This is a genomic window from Phytohabitans sp. LZ39, assembly GCF_059359075.1.
The window spans coordinates 449,898-464,206 of the sequence record NZ_JCADBM010000004.1 but is presented as its reverse complement, the minus strand read 5'-3'; the positions used below and the strand labels follow the sequence as shown (position 1 = coordinate 464,206).

The 14,309-nt window shown below is 70.5% G+C and carries 17 protein-coding genes; 7 read left to right on the top strand and 10 right to left on the bottom strand.

Features of this window, described 5'->3' with window-relative positions; all coding sequences use genetic code 11:
• Nucleotides 1–355 precede the first annotated feature (355 nt).
• Nucleotides 356–2,293, bottom strand: coding sequence for a PPC domain-containing protein (locus tag AC5L36_RS11145; RefSeq protein ID WP_441214887.1), 1,938 nt, complete (start codon nt 2,291–2,293; stop codon nt 356–358).
• A gap of 168 nt (nt 2,294–2,461) precedes the next feature.
• Here AC5L36_RS11145 and AC5L36_RS11140 point away from each other — a divergent pair, with 168 nt between their 5' ends.
• The 4 genes from AC5L36_RS11140 to AC5L36_RS11125 are packed head-to-tail and all read left to right on the top strand — an operon-like array spanning nt 2,462 to nt 4,131.
• Complete coding sequence (locus tag AC5L36_RS11140; protein ID WP_441214886.1) at nt 2,462–2,725, top strand: hypothetical protein; 264 nt, start codon at nt 2,462–2,464, stop codon at nt 2,723–2,725.
• 9 nt (nt 2,726–2,734) lie between these two features.
• On the top strand, nt 2,735–3,106 hold the full coding sequence (locus AC5L36_RS11135) for a VOC family protein (RefSeq protein WP_441214885.1): 372 nt from the start codon (nt 2,735–2,737) through the stop codon (nt 3,104–3,106).
• A 33-nt stretch (nt 3,107–3,139) separates the two neighbouring features.
• A complete protein-coding gene (locus AC5L36_RS11130; RefSeq protein ID WP_441214884.1) occupies nt 3,140–3,502 on the top strand; it encodes an ArsR/SmtB family transcription factor in 363 nt (120 codons plus the stop codon).
• The gene (locus AC5L36_RS11125) at nt 3,499–4,131 is read left to right on the top strand and encodes an SRPBCC family protein (RefSeq protein ID WP_441214883.1); all 633 of its coding nucleotides are present in this window, start codon (nt 3,499–3,501) and stop codon (nt 4,129–4,131) included. Before AC5L36_RS11130 ends, AC5L36_RS11125 begins: the two co-directional genes overlap by 4 nt.
• Here the strand turns inward: AC5L36_RS11125 and AC5L36_RS11120 are convergent.
• Nucleotides 4,116–4,505 (bottom strand): MmcQ/YjbR family DNA-binding protein, encoded by a 390-nt coding sequence (locus AC5L36_RS11120; protein ID WP_441214882.1) that lies wholly within the window; start codon nt 4,503–4,505, stop codon nt 4,116–4,118. The two genes, AC5L36_RS11125 and AC5L36_RS11120, sit on opposite strands and share 16 nt — an antisense overlap.
• Nucleotides 4,506–4,592: 87 nt before the next feature.
• Here AC5L36_RS11120 and AC5L36_RS11115 point away from each other — a divergent pair, with 87 nt between their 5' ends.
• Nucleotides 4,593–5,177, top strand: coding sequence for a carboxymuconolactone decarboxylase family protein (locus AC5L36_RS11115; protein WP_441214881.1), 585 nt, complete (start codon nt 4,593–4,595; stop codon nt 5,175–5,177).
• A 111-nt stretch (nt 5,178–5,288) separates the two neighbouring features.
• Here AC5L36_RS11115 and AC5L36_RS11110 read toward each other — a convergent pair whose 3' ends face one another.
• From AC5L36_RS11110 to AC5L36_RS11095, 4 genes are all read right to left on the bottom strand, one after another.
• Entirely contained in the window at nt 5,289–5,561 is a 273-nt protein-coding gene (locus AC5L36_RS11110) for a hypothetical protein (RefSeq protein ID WP_441214880.1), read from the bottom strand.
• 355 nt (nt 5,562–5,916) lie between these two features.
• Complete coding sequence (locus tag AC5L36_RS11105) at nt 5,917–6,225, bottom strand: cupin domain-containing protein (RefSeq protein WP_441214879.1); 309 nt, start codon at nt 6,223–6,225, stop codon at nt 5,917–5,919.
• Nucleotides 6,226–6,909, bottom strand: a complete 684-nt coding sequence (locus tag AC5L36_RS11100; RefSeq protein WP_441214878.1) for a GntR family transcriptional regulator — start codon at nt 6,907–6,909, stop codon at nt 6,226–6,228.
• Nucleotides 6,910–7,046: 137 nt separating this feature from the next.
• The gene (locus AC5L36_RS11095) at nt 7,047–8,072 is read right to left on the bottom strand and encodes a hypothetical protein (protein WP_441214877.1); all 1,026 of its coding nucleotides are present in this window, start codon (nt 8,070–8,072) and stop codon (nt 7,047–7,049) included.
• Between the two features lie 98 nt (nt 8,073–8,170).
• Between AC5L36_RS11095 and AC5L36_RS11090 the strand changes: the two genes are divergently transcribed.
• Entirely contained in the window at nt 8,171–8,758 is a 588-nt protein-coding gene (locus AC5L36_RS11090; protein WP_441214876.1) for a TetR/AcrR family transcriptional regulator, read from the top strand.
• Here AC5L36_RS11090 and AC5L36_RS11085 read toward each other — a convergent pair.
• Genes AC5L36_RS11085 through AC5L36_RS11070 form a run of 4 tightly spaced genes read right to left on the bottom strand, consistent with a single transcriptional unit; the run spans nt 8,738 to nt 12,832 of the window.
• A complete protein-coding gene (locus AC5L36_RS11085; RefSeq protein ID WP_441214875.1) occupies nt 8,738–9,835 on the bottom strand; it encodes an ABC transporter ATP-binding protein in 1,098 nt (365 codons plus the stop codon). The two genes, AC5L36_RS11090 and AC5L36_RS11085, sit on opposite strands and share 21 nt — an antisense overlap.
• The gene (locus AC5L36_RS11080; RefSeq protein WP_441214874.1) at nt 9,832–10,647 is read right to left on the bottom strand and encodes a carbohydrate ABC transporter permease; all 816 of its coding nucleotides are present in this window, start codon (nt 10,645–10,647) and stop codon (nt 9,832–9,834) included. The genes AC5L36_RS11085 and AC5L36_RS11080 overlap by 4 nt, the downstream gene beginning before the upstream one ends.
• The gene (locus tag AC5L36_RS11075; protein ID WP_441214873.1) at nt 10,644–11,492 is read right to left on the bottom strand and encodes a carbohydrate ABC transporter permease; all 849 of its coding nucleotides are present in this window, start codon (nt 11,490–11,492) and stop codon (nt 10,644–10,646) included. Before AC5L36_RS11075 ends, AC5L36_RS11080 begins: the two co-directional genes overlap by 4 nt.
• On the bottom strand, nt 11,492–12,832 hold the full coding sequence (locus AC5L36_RS11070; protein WP_441214872.1) for an ABC transporter substrate-binding protein: 1,341 nt from the start codon (nt 12,830–12,832) through the stop codon (nt 11,492–11,494). The genes AC5L36_RS11075 and AC5L36_RS11070 overlap by 1 nt, the downstream gene beginning before the upstream one ends.
• Nucleotides 12,833–12,970: 138 nt before the next feature.
• Between AC5L36_RS11070 and AC5L36_RS11065 the strand changes: the two genes are divergently transcribed.
• Nucleotides 12,971–14,290, top strand: a complete 1,320-nt coding sequence (locus tag AC5L36_RS11065) for a glycoside hydrolase family 18 protein (RefSeq protein WP_441214871.1) — start codon at nt 12,971–12,973, stop codon at nt 14,288–14,290.
• Nucleotides 14,291–14,309 lie beyond the last annotated feature (19 nt).

The following is a 14,309-nucleotide window of genomic DNA, read 5'->3' as shown; positions in this document are numbered from 1 at the left end:
AAGGGGTGCGACCACATCGGGAGCGCTTGCGTATCTTGGCCCCTCCGGGGGCCTTACCCAGCGCCCGGAGCAGGCGTAAGGAGGCGCTAGGTATACCTAGATCAACCCGGACGTCCTTAGCCAGCGATCGCGTCCGTCGTTGCTCACGCTCACCCCTAGCGTCACGCAGCCGGGCCCCACGGGGCCCGGCTGCGTGGGCTGTCGACCTGCCCGCACAGACGGGGCAGGGGAGCGGCGTGTGCGTGGCGAATTCTGGCCCCTGGAGGGGCCACTTTTCGCCACGGACGGCCGAAGATCTGGTTATGGGTGAGCCGGAGCCCAGATGTTCCTGGGCTCCGGCTCAGTTTGACCAAAATCAGCTGGTGACGCCGAAGACGATGCGGCTGAGGGTGTCCTCCGTGCCGGTGAAGCCCTCACCCGGGTTGAAGACGTCCTCGCCGAAGTCGACGTCGGTGTCGTCCTCGGTGCCGCCGACGTTGTCCGGCCCCACCGCGAACATGACCGGGAAGTTGCCGCCCTGGTCCATGAGGTTGGGGATGTCGTTGAACTGGTCGACGTGCCAGTCGCCGAAGAAGTGCCCGGCCTCGTGCGAGACCACGTTGCCGAGCGCCCGCCCGACGAAGGCCACCTTGTCGCTGGCCGGCGTGATGTAGGTGTTCAGCGAGGCGTCGTCACCGGCCGGGTCGCTGAGGATGTCGAGGAGCACGAGCGCGGTCTCCTCGGTCTCGAAGTTGCCCGGGTCGATGGTCTGCGCGATGCCGATCGTCGGCACACCCGACTCGTCGATCGTGCCGCCGACGACGATGCGGCTCACGTTCTCCTGTCCGAACGTGTCCCGGTGGTCGCGGCTGTTCTTGATCTGGAGCCGGAAGCGGCTGTTGAGGCCGCTGGCCTGGAGGTCGCTCTTGAGGTTTTCGGTCACCGTGGCGATCACGGCGTCGATCACCGCGTCCTCGTCGGCGCGGGTCAGGCCCCACCGGCCGAGGAACGCCTCGAACGGGCTCAGCGTCCGCACGCCCGGCCCGCCGAACGGTGCGGTGTTGACCCGCGCGCCGTCGAAGTCGAGGAAGAGCGTCTGCACCGGCGGCGTCGCGCCTTCCAGGGTCGGCCGGTGCGCCTCGACGGTCACGTCGTACGTGCCGCTGCCGGAGGTCACCGCGACGTAGTGCCAGCCGGCCGTCTCGGCGACGTAGTCGACGACCGCGTTGCCGCCGCCGGGGAGCGGGGTGTCGACCGGGAAGATGAACGAGGCGTCCTGGGTGGAGCCCTGCACCTCGCGCGGCACCGTGTCGTACACGGCCAGGCGCGCGGCGCTGCCGGACACCGTGGCGCCGAGCACGTCGCCCTTGCGCAGCCGCACCGCGAAGAAGTCGAAGTCCGACTGGCCCACCAGGATCGTCAAGTTGTACGGCCCCTCGCTCTCCGCGCCGCTGCCGCTGCCCGAGTCGAACGGGTCGTCCGGCAGGGTCAGGAACCCGGTGACGAAGAGGTAGTAGGTGCCCGACTCGGTGAACTGGAAGTTGAGCAGGCTGTCGAAGCTGACGCCGTCGTCGTCGGCGGTGGCGATGATCTCGCCCTCCGCGTCGAGCAGCAGCAGGATCGAGTCGAGCTCCTCGGTGGTGGTGTCGATGTCGGCGGTGATGCTGTCGCCGGCCGTGGCGGTCAGCTTGTACACGTCGAAGTCACCGGAACCGGAGCCGGCGCTGCCGTGCGGGCCGTCGCCGACCACGCCCGAGGTCCGGATGCCGTCGCGGGTCTCACCGATGCCGGTGTCGCCGGCGAGCGGGATCGAGCCGTCGTCCTCGGTGTTGGGGTCGACGTCCTCGGCGCTCACCGGCTCGGGCGAGAGGGTGCCGAGCACGCGGGCCGCGGGGTTCTGGCCGGTGTTGGTGCCGAAGCCGGGGACCCGCTGCGCGGTGGCCGGAGTGTCGTTGGAGCCGCGCACGCCGGTCGGCTCGTCCTCGTCGACCAGGATCGGCGCGGCCGCGAGCGCCCGCTGCTGTGTCTTCGCCTTCGTCTTCGCCCGCTCCTTGCCCTGCGCGGCCAGGTACCTGTCCCAGCCGGAGAGGTCCGCGGCGGCGGGGTCGGGCAGGAGCGCGAGGTACGGGTTGGCCCCGGCGGGCTTGGCGTTGGCCGTCTTGCTCTTCGCGGTCGACTTGGGTGCGACCTGGAGGCCGTTCGCCAGTGCCTTCTTGGTGTCCACATCCGGGTTGGCCCGCGCGGCGGCTCCACCCGGTGCGAGTGTGACAGCCGCCAGTAAGCAGGCAGCGACCATCGCGATGCGTCGACGCATACTTCTCCCCCAATCGATCCGGCGGGGCCCCCGCCCCGTCGGCATCGGCGACCCTACCCACAATGGACGCGAATAGATAGATCCGTGGATTCTTCGCGAGTTCCGATGAGTTCGCCGGAGCCGGGTAGTCCTACTCCTTGAAGGCTTGTTACCGAGGAGGAGAGTCCGATGAACATCACGATCGACCCGCTGACCGCCGCCCGCGCCGAGGCTCTTTTCACCAGCCACATTTCCGCCGGCTCCACCCCGTCCTACGCGGACGTCGACGCCGCCATCCGCACCGCGATCCGCTCACACGGTGGAACGCGTGGCGTGGCCGCCGACGTGGCCGCGGCCTACGGCGACCACCCCGAGACCGCCGCCCCACGCATGCGTTGGGCACGGTGTGTGGTCGATCAGCTGTACGGATCACGGATGGCATACGCGAGATAGGAGAACACCATGTTCGAAAGCGCCAAGGCGTTCAGCGGTTTCTCGGTGGACGACATCGCCGCCGCGAAGGCGTTCTACGCCGGCACGCTGGGCCTGAAGGTCACCGAGGAGCACGGCATGCTCACCCTCCACATCGAGGGCGGATCGCAGATCCTGGTCTACCCGAAGGAAAACCACACGCCCGCCACGTTCACAATCCTCAACTTCCCGGTCGGCGACGTCGACAAGGCGGTGGACGACCTCGCCGCGCGGGGCGTCTCGACGCTCCGCTACGACGACTTCCCCCAGGACGACAAGGGCGTCATGCGCGGCAACGGGCCCGCGATCGCGTGGTTCGCCGACCCGGCCGGCAACGTGCTGTCGGTGCTGGAGCAGTCTTGACTTATATAAGCGGCGGCTGGCATAGTCTGGCCCGTGCACGCGTTCGACGTCCTCGGTGACCCCGTGCGCCGCCGCATCCTGGAGCTGCTCGCCGGTGGCGAGCTGACCTCCGGGGCGGTCACGGAGGTGATCCGGGCCGAGTTCGGGATCTCCCAGCCCGCTGTCTCGCAGCACCTGCGCGTGTTGCGGGACAGCGGGTTCGCGTCGGTCCGGGCCGAGGGCACCCGCCGGCTCTACGCGGTCGAGCCCGCGCCATTGCGCGAGGTCGACGCGTGGCTGGAGCCGTTTCGCCGGTTCTGGAGCCAGCGACTCGACGCGCTGGCCACCGAGCTGGCGCGGGGCAAGCGCGCACGCCGGACCGAAAGCCTTTCCGACATCGATGGGGATGAGACATGAAGGACCTACTCGACGAGCTGGCCGCCGCACACCGCGAGCTGGGCAAGGGCAGCGTGCCGGCCGGCGAGGCCTACGCGGTGGTGCTCCGCCGGCGGTACGACGCGGAGATCGAAGACGTCTGGGACGCCATCACCACCGCGGAGCGGCTGCGCCGGTGGTTCCTCCCGGTCAGCGGCGACCTGCGGCTCGGCGGGCGATACCAGCTGGAGGGCAACGCCGGCGGCGAGATCCTCCGCTGCGAGCCGCCGCGCCTGCTGAAGGTGTCCTGGCTCTTCGGCCCGGAGGCCGCGGACGGCACCAGCGAGGTGGAGGTGCGGCTGTCGCCCGGCCCGGACGGCGACACCGAGTTCGAGCTGGTGCACGCGGCCGTGGTCGACCCGGTCTTCTTCCCGACGTACGGTCCGGGCGCGACCGGCGTGGGTTGGGATCTCGGCCTGCTCGGCCTTGTCGCGCACCTGGCCGGGGAGAGCCTCGGCGACCCGGCCGAGTTCGAGTCGTCGCCGGAGGCCAAGGAGCTCAGCCGGCGTAGCGCGGCGGCGTGGGGCGAGGCGCATCTGGCGGCGGGCGGCGATCCCGAGGTGGTCGCGGCGGCCGTCGAGGCGACGACGAAGTTCTACGTGCCCTCCTGAAACTGCTTGGCGAGGCGCTTCGGCGCCCTCGCCAGCCACGCCTCCACCACAAGCTCCCGCAGCTCGGCCGTGCCGATGCGCTCCAGCCGCACCAGCACGGCCGGGTACCCGTTGAAGTGCGGTGTCGTGAAGTACACGGACGGGTCGTCCGCGATCAGCGCCTGCTTGGCACCCTCGTCGGGGACCCGGGCGCAGAGGATCGGCCCGTCCGGCGCCGCCTCTCCGAGGGCCGCGAGGTCGCTCTTGCGCAGCGGCCGCTCCCAGACGAAGCCCTTTTCCTTCACCCGCCAGGCACGGGCACCCTCGTACGACTCGTGCTCGTCGGTCTCCGGCAGGTCCAGCGCCAGCCGCCGCACGTCCTCCCAGCTCGCCATAGGGGACAACTTTAGGGCTCATAGGGGGTCCTAGGGGTATATCGTCATAGATGGATCTATGGCCGGGCGCTGTCTGGAGGCGATGGCGTGGTGGTACGCATTCCACCGGTGGAGGAGCCCTTTCCGCCGGAGATCGAGGCCCTGTTCGCCCGCATGATCCCCCCGGGGATCCCGCCGTTACGGGTGGCCCGCACCTTCGCGCGCAACCGGCGGATGGCACACGCCATGAGCGAGTGGATGGGGTATGAGCTGAGCACCGCGCTCAGCGTCGACCTGCGCGCCCGGGAGGTCATCATCGGGCGCACCTGCGCGCTGTGCGGCTGTGAGTACCACTGGGGCCTGCACATGGCGGTCTGGTCGGAGCGGGCCGGCTTTACCGAGGAGCAGATGCGCTCGATGGCGCACGGCTCCAGCGCCGACCCCTGCTGGTGCGAGCCGCGCGACCGGGCCCTGATGGAGCTCGTCGAGCAGCTGCACGAGCACTCCGACGTGGACGACCGGCTCTGGGCCGAGCTGCGCCGCTACTTCGACGAGGGGCAGCTGCTCGACCTGCTCGCGCTCTGCGGCTGGTATCACGCCGTCAGCTTTATCCTGCGGGCCGCCCGCGTGGAGCCGGAGCCGGGCCTGTTTCGCTTTGCGGACGTCGCGGCTCCGTCGCCGATCGACACCTAAGGCCTGGCTCTTGGACCTTGCCTCGCTCTACCGAGATCCACGAGGCAGGGCCTGGGGAGGCCCGGGCCCTGGCGGTCCTCCGCTACCGCCAGAGGCCTGCTCGTCGGGGCCTCAGGGTGCGGCGGTCCGCAGGGGACTGCGCGGTGTCGGGATGTGGTGTGCGTAGGCCGACTCCACCGCCTCGCGGGCCCAGCGCATGCGCGCCGCGGCCTCCTCGGGGTGATCGCCGAACTCCTGCGCCATCCGGGCCAGGCAGGCGGTCTCGCCCAGCCGGGAGATGGTGTGCGCCACCGCCGCGCGCACGTCAGTCGGGTCGGGGTGCTGTGAGTGCTGTAGGTCGGAGGCGAAGAGCGCCTCGCACCTGCAAAGATCCAGCTGATACATGGTTACTGCCCACCAATGCGCCTTCCGCTTCAACGGCTTCCGACTACAAGAGTGTCGCCTTCAGGTATGACACTTTTTCTATACACAGGAGGCGTCGCCACGCCGTCTCGTACGCCCAAAATTCGACAGATCCGTCCGGACCTTCCCAAGATCGTGGGATCTCGCTATGCTCCGAGCCGAGTTTTGATCAGATATCAAACCTTGGAGCGGAATCGTGGGCGACCGGAAGACCACCGGAGAAGGCGGCGGCGCGGGGGAGACCCTGCTGGTCGGCGGGCTGCTGCTGGCGTTCGCCGCCCTGGTCGGCGCGCTGCTTTACGTCGCGCTGTCCTGAGCCGAGGGCCACCCGCACGCTCTACTGTGTCTTGAACTCGACGATGCGCGCCACGTAGCGCGTCTCACCGACGTTCGTGAGCGTGTGGGTGTCGCCCGGCGGACGGAAGATCACGTTGCCGGTCGGCTCGGGTGCGTCACGGAGCTGGCCGTCGACCGTCTCGACGAGGTTGATCGCGCCCTCGATCGTGATCACCAGGTATGGGTGCTCGTGGTGGTGCAGCGGCTGGGTCTCGCCCGGCCCGAGCATGACCTGCCAGACCCGCACCAGGTCGTTTTCCAGGATGATGCGGTAGCCGACCGGTCCGAGCTCGGGCTGCTGCTCCGCCACCTAGGCGTCCTTTTCGTCGAGCCGGGTCATCTTCTGGATGACGCGGGAGCGGGAGTTGTGGATGTGCACGCGCAGCGCCTCGACCGCGGCCACCGCGTCGCGGGCCATGCAGGCGGCCAGGATCGCCTGGTGCTCGCGGTGCCGCTCGGCGGCCGCCTCCGGGCTGCGGGTGCCGGCGAAACGGTAGCGCTCGCTGTTTTGCCAGACCGGCTCCAGCGCGCGCAGCAGCCAACGAGAGCCGGCCGCCGCGTAGATCGCGAAGTGGTAGTCGGTGTGCGCCTGGCGGGCCGCGGCCTGGTCGCCGAGCTGGCTGGCACTGACGTGGCGGTCGAGCGCGGCGCGGGCCCGCTCGGTGTCGCGGTCGGTGAACCGGGGCGCCGCGCGCTCGATCGCCGTGATCTCCAGCAGCAGCCGCATCTCGTGGGTGTCGTGCGCGTCGTCGAGGGTCAGCTCGCGGACCCACGCGCCCTTGTGTGGCACGACCTCGACGAGGCCGAGCGAATCAAGCCGCCGGATCGCCTCGCGGACCGGCATCATGCTCATGCCGAGGCTTTCCGCGAGGTCGGTCAGGCGCAGCGGCGAACCGGCGGCGAGATCGCCGGCCAGGATCGCCTCGTGCAGCTGCGCGGTGGCGGCGTCGGCGAGGGTCCGGTGTGTGGGGGGTGCCGGCCGGCCCGTCGGCATCGAGCCTCCTCGAACAAAGCAAAATATCAGAAGGGAGTTGTCACGCACTGCCCAAGCTGCCCGATGCTACATCATCACGCTCGTGCGAGATCCCGCCCGGGATCGCTCCCGGGCGGGATCCACTGTGACTCTCCGCTTTAGACAGTGGTGGCGACCTTGTCCTCGGCGGGCGCCGGCGTGGCCGCTTCCGCCTTGGTCCGGCCCAGCGCCACCAGCGCCAGACCCACGATCGCGTACCCGGCCAGGATCCACACCGCCCGCGAGGCGCCCGCTCCGTCGAAGAACGCGGTCGAGCGGAGCAGCGTGCCACCCGCCCCGATCGGCAGCCACTGGCCCACCTCGCCCCACGGCTGGGGGAGCAGCTGCGGCGCCGAGGAGACCCCGGAGAGCGCGTTGCCGATCAGGAAGACCACCAGCGCGCCGAGCCCGATGCCCGCCTCGCCGAGCACCGAGGCGAGGCCGGCGACCGAGGCGGCGACCGCGAGCGTGAAGAGCCCGATCGCGGCGGCGTTGGCCAGGTAGGTGCCCGGGATCACGCCGAGCCAGATCTGGAGCACCGCGGCCGAGACGAGGCCGGCCAGCACCGCGTACCCGACCAGGCCGGCAAGGCGCGGCCGGCGCCCGCGGGTGGCGAAGTAGATCGCGGCGCCGGCGAGCAGCGAGGTGATCGCGAGCGGCAGGAACCCGCTGGCGAACCCCGTGCCCCGCGGGTCGTCCTGGTCCAGCGGCACGACCTCGACGGTGCGGACGGGCTGGCCACCGTTCATCTGCGCGGAGGCCTGGGTGAGCAGCGTCGCGACCGTGGGGCTGGCGGCCGGCGCGGTGCGCAGCGTGAGCCCGTCCGGCCCGACCACGAAGGCGGCGTACGCGTCGCGGTCGCGCAGCGCCTCGTCGGCCGCCGCGGCGTCCGCGAGCCTGGTGATCTCGAACGCGCCCGGGCGGGCCGACTCGAGCTGGCCGGCGAACCCGTCGGCGGCCGGCGCGGGCCCCGCGACGACCACCGGCAGGTCGCGCGGCTCGATCTTGGCCGCGGGCGCGCTGAACAGGGGCACGAGCAGCGCTTGCAGCGCCACCACGCCGACCGCGATCACCAGGGCGAGGGCGGCGGGCGAGGGGCGGCGGCGAGCTGGCGTACGGGTGGTGCCATCTCCCGGCTGAGCCATGACAACTCCTCTAAAACGAACACTCATTCTCTTGCGCCCAGACTCCCATCGACGGGCATCTGATGTCAAGAACGAGCGTTCGTTTTACGATGTGTGTCATGCCACGCCGCACCGAAGCCCACCTCGCCGCCCGCCGCCGCCAGATCATCGACGCCGCGCGGACGTGCTTCCTGCGCAAGGGCTTCCAGGCCACGTCGATGCAGGAGGTGATCGAGGAGGCGGGCCTGTCGGTGGGCGCCGTCTACCGCTACTTCAGCGGCAAGGAGGAGATCGTGCTGGCGGTCGCCGAGGACGCGACCGACCGGGTCATCGCCGCGTTCGTCCGCTTCGCCGCCGACCCGGCGGCGGCCCCGCTCCTGGAGGCGATCGACCAGGCACTCGCCTACGCCGAGGCGGAAACCGGTCCGGGCGGCGCGTTTCCGCTCGCGCTCGAGGTGTGGGCCGGCGCCGCCCGCGATCCCGGCCTGCACAAGCTGATGGCCGCCCGCTACGCGCCGATGCGCGCCACCTTCGTGACACTCGCCCGGCGGGCCCGCGACCGCGGCGAACTCGCGCCGGACGCGGACGTGGGCGCGGTGGGGGCGGCCCTGTTCGCGCTGGTGCCGGGGTGGGCGGTCCAGCACACGCTCACCGGCGAACCGGACCGGCGCACGGTGGTCGCGGGGCTACGGGCCCTGATCATGTGACCGGTCGGAGGTCAGGGCCAGGCCGGTCGAGGGGTCGTAGAAGCGCAGCGCGTCAGGTGCGGCGCGGAGGTGTACGCCGGTGTCGGGGCGGGCCGGGAACGTCGCGGGGGCCTGGACCTTCAGTTGCTCGTCGGCCAGGCGGACGGTCAGGAGCAGGGCGGCGCCGGTGGGTTCGACCACCTCGACCCGGGCGGGCACCCAGCCCTCGGCCGGGTCCGTCGCGACCTGGATGTTCTCGGCGCGGACGCCCATCACCACCTCGCGTCCGTCCCAGGTGGACAGATGGTCGGGCGCGGGCAGCGTGGCGTCGCCGATCGCCAGGGTGCCCCGGGTCACGCGGGCGGTCAGGAAGTTCATCGGCGGAGAGCCGAGGAAGCCGCCGACGAACTGGTTGGCCGGGCGGTCGTACACCTCCAGGGGGGCGCCCAGCTGGGTCACCTTGCCCTCGCGCATCACCGCGACGCGGTCGCCCAGTGACATGGCCTCGGCCTGGTCGTGTGTCACGTAGAGGGTGGTGGTGCCGAGCTGGCTGACGATCCGCTTCAGCTCGGCACGAAACTGTAGCCGCAGCAGCGCGTCCAGGTTGGACAGTGGTTCGTCCATCAGCAGGACGGCGGCGTCGACCACGATCGCGCGGGCCACCGCCACCCGCTGGCGTTGGCCGCCGGAGAGCTGGGCGGGGTAGCGGTCCAGGTACTCCTCCAGGTGGAGCAGCTCGGCGGCCTGCTTGACGCGGCGGTCGACCTCGTCCTTGGGGACCTTGCGCATGGTGAGGCCGAAGCCGATGTTCTGGCGGACCTTCATGTGCGGGAAGATCGCGTACGACTGGAAGACCATGGACAGCCCGCGCTGGCGGGCGGGCAGGTCGGTGACGTCCTTGCCGGCGATGCTGACCGTGCCGCTGTCGGGCGACTCCAGGCCGGCGACCATGCGCAGCAGCGTGGTCTTGCCGCAGCCGCTCGGGCCGACCAGCACCAGGAACTCGCCGTCGGCCACCTCCAGCGACACGTCGTCGGTGGCGCGGCGGTCGCCGCCGGCGTACGTCTTGACGAGGTTTCGCACCACTACAGCGCTCATCGCAGCGTCGTCCCCCACATGTTGAGCAGATAGCGCCGCATCACGGCGATGAAGACCACGGCTGGCAGCACCAGCGCGAGGCCGCCGGCGAAGCGGTAAGCCAGCGGCGAGTCGGAAAGGGTGGTGAGCACCTGCGCGGGCAGGGTGCGCTGGTTGAGGGTCAGCACGGTGGCGCCGAGCACCTCGTTCCAGGAGAGCATGAACGCGAACATCGCGGCCGCGGCGATGCCCGGCAGCGCCTGCGGGGCCACCACGCGCAGGAAGGCCCGCGCGGGCGACGCCCCGAAGATCATGGCGGCTTCCTCGTGCTCGCGGGGTACGCCCACGAAGATCGCCGCGGTGATGAGCACCGTGGTCGGCAGGGCGAGGGCGGTGTGGATGAGCGTCACCGCGTACGTCGTGTCGTACAGGCCCGTGTCCAGGAAGATGCGCGCCAGAGGGACGGAGAGCACGACGATCGGCAGCGCCCGGATGAGCAGCAGGAAAAGCTGGTACGTGTCCCTGCCCCGGAACGTGTAGCGGGCCACCGCGTAACCGGCCGGCACGCCCACGAGCAGCGCCGCCACGACCGTCAGCAGGCCTACGGTCAGGGAGTTGAGGAAGCCGCCGGTCACGCCCGTCGACTCGAGGAACGTCGACATCGTCTCCGTCGACGGGTCCGTGGGCACCAGTGGCAGCGGGAACTCGTTGAGCGACGCGCGGCTGGACAGGGCCGCGAGTGTGATCAAGTAAAGCGGTACCCCCATGAAAAGGGTGATCGCGACGCAGGCGGCCTGGACGGCCGCGCGATTCCAGCGACGGCGGCGGCTCATCTCGTCACCGTCCGGTCGCGCAGCAGCCGCAGGTAGCCGACGGCGGCCAGCATCGACACGGCCAGCACGACCAGCGCGATGGCGGAGGCGACGTTGGGGTTCTGGAGCACGTTGTACCACTGGTAGGTCTCGCCGACGAGCAGCGGCAGGTTGCGGCCGGTGAGCGCCTGCGCCACCGCGAACGTCTCCAGCGCCAGGATCGTGCGCAGGATCAGCGCGACCTGGAGGCTCGGCCGGAGCTGGGGGAGCACCACGTGGCGCAGCCGCTGCCAGTAGGTGGCGCCGAAGACCGCCGCCGCCTCGTCGTAGTCCTTCGGGATGCCCTGGAGGCCGGCGACCACGATGACCAGCACGAGCGAGGTCGACCGCCACAGCTCGGCGACCACCACGGCGAGGAACATCGAGGTCGTGTTCTCGTACGACAGCCAGGCATAGCCGTCGAGGCCCAGGTGGTCCAACGTGGAGTTGAGGTAGCCGCGGTCGGCGAAGATCGACAGCCACACCAGGCCGGCGGCGAGGTCGCTGACCGCGAGGGGTATCACCCAGACGAAGAAATGCGCGCCGTGAAAACGTGGCCGCTCGCGCAGCAGCAGCGCCATCGTCAGCGCGAACGCGAACTGGAGCGGCACCAACACCACGACCAGCAGCGCGGTGTTGCGCACGGCGGGCCAGAAGTACGGGTCGTCGAGCATCCGCCGCACGTACCCGGTGGTCGGCCCGTCCGGCCCGCTGAACGCCTGGCCGACGCCCACGAGCAGCGGCCAGGCGAACAGCGCGGTCATCACCACCAGCGACGGCGCGATGAGCAGCACCGCCGCCGGTACGCGGGCTCTTTTGCGGACCACTACGCGACCCGGCAGGGGGAGCCGGCGGGGTCGGGGCGCCAGCACGCCACCTTGAGCTCGTCGAGGATGGTGTTGAGCTGCCGGGCCTGCGCGTCCAGCACGCCCTGCACCGGCTTGCCGTCGAGGCAGATCTCCTTGAACGCGTTCTTGAAGACCTGCCCCACCTCCTGGTCGCGGGCGCCGACGCCGACCGGTGGCAGCGACACGATCGCGCCGGACGCCGCCTGCTGCGCCTTGACCGCGGTGGCCTCGAGGCTGACCGCGCCGGGCAGGTCGGTGGGGACCTGGGCGTTGGTGACCGGGAAGAACGCGTTCTGCCGGAGCACGTCGACCTGCACCTCACCGGTGGTCAGCGCCTTGATGACCTCCTTGGCCTGGTCGGCGGAGGGCGCGCCGTTCGGGATGGCGAGGCCGGCGACGACGAGCATGTAGCCGAGGCCCTTCGGGCCGGTGGGCGCCGGCACCATCACCCAGTCGTCGGGCTTGTCGCCGGGCGCGTCGCGCAGCCGGGCCACGTGGTCCCAGGCGACCAGCACCTCGCCGCGCTGGAGCGGCTCCTGCATGCTGTCGTAGTTGGTCGACGCGGGTACGGTCTGCCCCCACAGCTGCTTCATGTACTGCCACGCGGTCACCGCGTCCGGGCTGCGGAACGTCGTCACCTGCCCGCCGGTGAAGCTGGGCAGCAGGAAGCCCTGGAAGAACCGGTGGTAGAGCCCCTTCGGGCCGGCCGGGATGCCGAAGACCGGCTTGTTGCCGTTGGCCTGGCGGGCCGCGGTCATCCAGCTGAGCAGCTGGTCGTAGGTCAGCTTTTGCACGTCGGCCCCGCTGGGCAGCCACTCGAGGGCCTTCTTGTTGACCGCGAGCACGTAGGTGGCCTGCATCCACGGCACGTACTTGGTGGTGCCGCCGGAGAGCTTGGCCAGGTCGGTGAGGTCGGACGCGAAGCCGCGGTCGCCGAGCCCGCCGAGCACGTCGTCGAGGTCGACCAGGCGGCCGGCGTGCGGGGCGAGGTCGCCGTGCAGGCCGCCGAGGAGGCTGAGCTGCACCTTGCCGGCGTCCAGTTGGGACTTGACCGTGGTGGCGAACGTGGGCGCGTCGACGGGGTTGAACGCGACCTTCTGGCCGGTCACCCGGTCGCCGAGGATCTTCTCGAAGCGCTGTCTCTCCTCGACCTGCGTGAACTGGGTGGAGAGGAAGTTGACCGACCCCTCGCCGCCGTCGCCGCCGCTTGTCGACACGCCGCCGCAGGCGCTCAGCGCGGGTGCGGCGGCGACGCCCAGGCCGAGCCCGAGCAGGCCGCGGCGGGAGATTCCGGAGTGGAGCTTTATGCGGTTCGTCATCTTTACTCCCCAGGTACTGATGTCGGCACCGTTACGTGGTAGTTAATGTATTCGATCCGGGGCCCGCGTAGCTGATTGAAATGTGTCCCCTTGTTCGTCCTCTTGTCAGAACAGGAAAGTATCCTTACTGTTCTGCGCATGCGCAGACTGCTCGGCGTCGCAATTGCCATGACCACCGTTCTCGCGGGCGCGGCCGCGGCCCCGTCCGCCGCCAGCGCCGGCACGCACCGGGACAGCTTCGTCCGGGTCGGCTACTTCACCCAATGGGGTATCTACGGCCGGGCGTTCCCGGTCAAGAAGCTCGACACTTCCGGGGCGGCGAGCCGCCTCACCCACATCAACTACGCGTTCGGCAACGTCACCGAAGACGGTCGCTGCTATGTGGACGGCGGGCCGGGCGAAGGTGACGCGTGGGCCGACTACCAGCGTCCGGTGCCGGCCGAAGAGAGCGTCGACGGCGTCGCGGACACCTGGGGCGAGCCGCTCAACGGCAACTTCGGCCAGCTCCAGAAGCTCAAGGCCAAGCACAAGAACCTGAAGGCGCTCATCTCGCTCGGCGGGTGGAGCTGGTCGACGTACTTCTCCAACGCGGCGCTGACCGACGCCTCGCGCAAGAAGTTCGTCGCCTCCTGCATCGACCTGTACCTCAAGGGCAACCTGCCCAACCCGGACGGCAGCGCCGGCGGCCCCGGCTCGCTCGCCGGCGTCTTCGACGGCATCGACCTCGACTGGGAGTGGCCGGGCTCGAACGGCGAGCCGGGCAACGTGGTACGCCCCGAGGACAAGCTGAACTTCACGCTGCTGCTGGCCGAGTTCCGCCGCCAGCTCGACGTGCTGGGCAAGGCCAACCGCAAGCACTACGCGCTGACCGCGTTCGTCCCGGCCGCGCCGGCCACCATCGACGCCGGCTTCGAGGTCAAGAAGATCTTCAAGTACCTGGACTTCGCGACCGTGCAGGGGTACGACTTCCACGGCACCTGGGAGATGCGGGCCAACCAGCAGTCCGCGCTGCGCGTGCCGGCCGGCGCGCCCGACAACCCCGACTTCTCCGCCGACTCCACCATCCAGGCGTGGATCGACCGGGGCGCGCCGCGCCGCGAGCTCGTGCTCGGCATCCCGTACTTCGGCCGCGGCTGGACCGGCGTGACCGGCGGGCAGAACGGCCTCTTCGGCACCGCGACCGGCCCGGCGCCGGCCACGTTCGAGGCGGGCAGCGAAGACTACAAGAAGCTGAAGACCCTGCCCTCCGCCGGCTTCACCGTGCACCGCGACCTGCGCGCCGGCCACGCGTGGCTGTGGGACGGCACCACGTTCTGGACCTACGACGACCCCGCCGTGGTGCTCCAGAAGGTGCTCTACATCAGGACCCGCGGCCTGGGCGGCGCGATGGTCTGGTCGCTCGACGGCGACGACGACAACGCCACCCTCACCCGCACCATCCACTTCGGCCTGAGGTAGCCGCTCGGGGCGGCTCGCC

What these genes read in the sequence shown, in the direction of transcription:
- AC5L36_RS11145 (WP_441214887.1), bottom strand. Translation starts at nt 2,293, where the DNA reads ATGCGTCGACGCATCGCGATGGTCGCTGCCTGCTTACTGGCGGCTGTC.
- AC5L36_RS11140 (WP_441214886.1), top strand. Translation starts at nt 2,462, where the DNA reads ATGAACATCACGATCGACCCGCTGACCGCCGCCCGCGCCGAGGCTCTT.
- AC5L36_RS11135 (WP_441214885.1), top strand. Translation starts at nt 2,735, where the DNA reads ATGTTCGAAAGCGCCAAGGCGTTCAGCGGTTTCTCGGTGGACGACATC.
- AC5L36_RS11125 (WP_441214883.1), top strand. Translation starts at nt 3,499, where the DNA reads ATGAAGGACCTACTCGACGAGCTGGCCGCCGCACACCGCGAGCTGGGC.
- AC5L36_RS11120 (WP_441214882.1), bottom strand. Translation starts at nt 4,505, where the DNA reads ATGGCGAGCTGGGAGGACGTGCGGCGGCTGGCGCTGGACCTGCCGGAG.
- AC5L36_RS11110 (WP_441214880.1), bottom strand. Translation starts at nt 5,561, where the DNA reads ATGTATCAGCTGGATCTTTGCAGGTGCGAGGCGCTCTTCGCCTCCGAC.
- AC5L36_RS11100 (WP_441214878.1), bottom strand. Translation starts at nt 6,909, where the DNA reads ATGCCGACGGGCCGGCCGGCACCCCCCACACACCGGACCCTCGCCGAC.
- AC5L36_RS11095 (WP_441214877.1), bottom strand. Translation starts at nt 8,072, where the DNA reads ATGGCTCAGCCGGGAGATGGCACCACCCGTACGCCAGCTCGCCGCCGC.
- AC5L36_RS11090 (WP_441214876.1), top strand. Translation starts at nt 8,171, where the DNA reads ATGCCACGCCGCACCGAAGCCCACCTCGCCGCCCGCCGCCGCCAGATC.
- AC5L36_RS11085 (WP_441214875.1), bottom strand. Translation starts at nt 9,835, where the DNA reads ATGAGCGCTGTAGTGGTGCGAAACCTCGTCAAGACGTACGCCGGCGGC.
- AC5L36_RS11080 (WP_441214874.1), bottom strand. Translation starts at nt 10,647, where the DNA reads ATGAGCCGCCGCCGTCGCTGGAATCGCGCGGCCGTCCAGGCCGCCTGC.
- AC5L36_RS11070 (WP_441214872.1), bottom strand. Translation starts at nt 12,832, where the DNA reads ATGACGAACCGCATAAAGCTCCACTCCGGAATCTCCCGCCGCGGCCTG.
- AC5L36_RS11065 (WP_441214871.1), top strand. Translation starts at nt 12,971, where the DNA reads ATGCGCAGACTGCTCGGCGTCGCAATTGCCATGACCACCGTTCTCGCG.